4 protein-coding genes and 1 pseudogene are annotated in these 2,047 nt (G+C 60.0%); 4 read left to right on the forward strand and 1 reads right to left on the reverse strand.

Annotated elements, in window-relative coordinates:
- Positions 1–389: 389 nt before the first annotated feature.
- The 4 genes from IH615_RS21265 to IH615_RS21280 all read left to right on the forward strand — a co-directional run bounded on the left by IH615_RS21265 (position 390) and on the right by IH615_RS21280 (position 1,962).
- Complete coding sequence (locus IH615_RS21265; protein WP_291365163.1) at positions 390–695, forward strand: type II toxin-antitoxin system MqsR family toxin; 306 nt, start codon at positions 390–392, stop codon at positions 693–695.
- 3 nt (positions 696–698) lie between these two features.
- Positions 699–1,118 (forward strand): type II toxin-antitoxin system MqsA family antitoxin, encoded by a 420-nt coding sequence (locus IH615_RS21270; RefSeq protein ID WP_291365165.1) that lies wholly within the window; start codon positions 699–701, stop codon positions 1,116–1,118.
- Between the two features lie 152 nt (positions 1,119–1,270).
- The gene (locus IH615_RS21275; RefSeq protein ID WP_291365167.1) at positions 1,271–1,615 is read left to right on the forward strand and encodes a transcriptional regulator; all 345 of its coding nucleotides are present in this window, start codon (positions 1,271–1,273) and stop codon (positions 1,613–1,615) included.
- A 17-nt stretch (positions 1,616–1,632) separates the two neighbouring features.
- Complete coding sequence (locus tag IH615_RS21280) at positions 1,633–1,962, forward strand: hypothetical protein (protein WP_291365168.1); 330 nt, start codon at positions 1,633–1,635, stop codon at positions 1,960–1,962.
- On the opposite strand, the pseudogene IH615_RS21285 reads toward IH615_RS21280, so the two are convergent.
- Positions 1,940–2,047: pseudogene (locus tag IH615_RS21285) on the reverse strand (DUF736 domain-containing protein); the annotation flags it as partial. The gene IH615_RS21280 and the pseudogene IH615_RS21285 sit on opposite strands and share 23 nt — an antisense overlap.

Genomic DNA, 2,047 nt, shown 5'->3' on the forward strand with positions numbered 1-2,047 from the left:
TCTGGGCGGTGACATTAAGGGTGGCAAGGGTGCCTTCGAGCGAGCCGTCGGTCTTCTGGGTCAGGGTTGCGATGGTGGCCATTTGAAAAAATCTCCGTTTCGAGGTTGCTCGGGGATCATCCCCCGATGCAGCCCACAGGCAGGAGCCCAAGGACCGGCGTCACCGCAGCGCAGCAAGGGCGAACCCCGTATGGGGTTGACGCTGGGACGGCGCGACGGACAAAGGCGGCATGAAAAGGGGGTGATCACAAAGCAACCGCTTCCCGAACGGAGAAGCAGACCTATGGCAACCAAAGCCCTGGCCAGGGGAGCGGCGACGTCGGTGCATGCTTGGATGCCTCAACGCGCTGCATCTTGATCTGCCACCTTAATGGTGGCATATACTGGCCATGGAAAAACGTCGACCCACCTATGACCTTGAGGCCATCAAGACGGCCTTGGGATCGGTGGAGACGCTGGCCATGACGACATCGGCGCTGCGGGATGCCACCAGTCTCGGCTTCGATCGCGGCGGCATTGTTGAGACCATCAACGGTGTCGAGCGGTCCATGTTCCTGAAGTCGATGACGACTTTTGCCGATCATCGGGTCTGGCAAGACGTCTATCACGTGCCCGCCCGCGGACTGGTGCTCTACGTCAAGTTCCAGGCGGACGTGATCACCGAATTCCAGGTAATGTCGTTCAAGGAGAAATGAGAAATGGGTACAAAAGAACTGACTCTTCCCGACACCATGGCTTCTCCCGAAACCGGGGACGTGCTGACGCGCGGCATCCGGCCCTTCGACGTTACCTACAAGGGAGAAACGATCACCGTTGATCTGCCGGGCTACTATCCAGCCGGCGGCGGCGATGGTGTCCATGTTGGCCACGACATGAAGGTGGTCGATGCGGCCCTGCGTTCTCTCAAGGAAAAAGTCGAGGGTCTGCCCTCGCCGGCAACCATCCGGCGCATTCGCAACAAGCTCAAGCTGTCGCAGCGCGAGGCCGGCTCGGTGCTCAAGGTGGGCGAAAACGCCTTCGACAAATATGAGCGCGGGCTGATGGAGCCGAGCGGGCCAACCAGCCAGTTATTGAAAGTTCTTGATCGGCACCCCGACCTGCTCGACGATTTGCGATAAAGGCGGTGCCCTACAATGCCGGACCGCTTCACAAACGGTGAAGGCAGACCAATGCCATTGCGGATCGGCGACGATGAGCTCGAGTATGTGTTTGTCGGGCTCGATGCTCTACAGGCCGATTTCTGGGCCGATATCGAACGGAGACTGAAGCGATGAACACCGTTACCATTGGCGTTTCCGATCTAGACAAGGTCCGCCAGCGCATGTCGGCGGCCTTTCGGGGGGAACCGCAGGGGAGCGTGCTGAGCTTTGCCTCAATCGGGCTTCTGTGGCGGACGATGACGCCGCGCCGCTGGGAGATCCTGCGGGCCATGACTGGCCGGGAGCCAATGAGCGTGCGTGGTATCGCCCGCGCCGTTGAGCGGGTTCTCAAGACCACCCATAGCGATGTCCATGCGCTGCTTGATGCCGGCATCTTGGAAAAGACTGATAATGGCCGCATCGTCTTTCCCTACGACGCCGTGCATGTGGATTTTACCATTACGCGAGCGGCCTGAAGGAAAGGACCTGTCAGATGCCGGCATGGCCCAAGGATAAACTGCTCAAGCATGGTCCCGACCTGGCCATGGCCGAGCGCATCCGCCGCTATCAGCACAATATCGAGATAATCCGGGCATCGGGCTGCGCGGTGCCAACACCCAGTATGATCGACAGCCTCGATCCCGCCGCGATCGAACTCTGGTTCGCAGATAGCGCGTTTCGGATTTATCGTCTGGAGAACGCCATCGACGTTGTCGCGAATGGCCGTTCTAAGGGCGGCCCCAGAACCGACCCACGAAGGAAGTATTCCGGCCCCGCTTTTTGGCGGGGCCGGTGTTGGCTCAGTTGGCCGGGTTCCAGATGATGACTTTCTTGGCGTCGTCATCGCCGGGGGCGTTGGCGATGTTGCCGTAGATGGTCCCGAATTCGGGGGCGCTCAGCGAGACCGA

The organism is Devosia sp., assembly GCF_014860165.1.
In the GTDB taxonomy this organism is placed as follows: Bacteria; Pseudomonadota; Alphaproteobacteria; order Rhizobiales; family Devosiaceae; genus Devosia.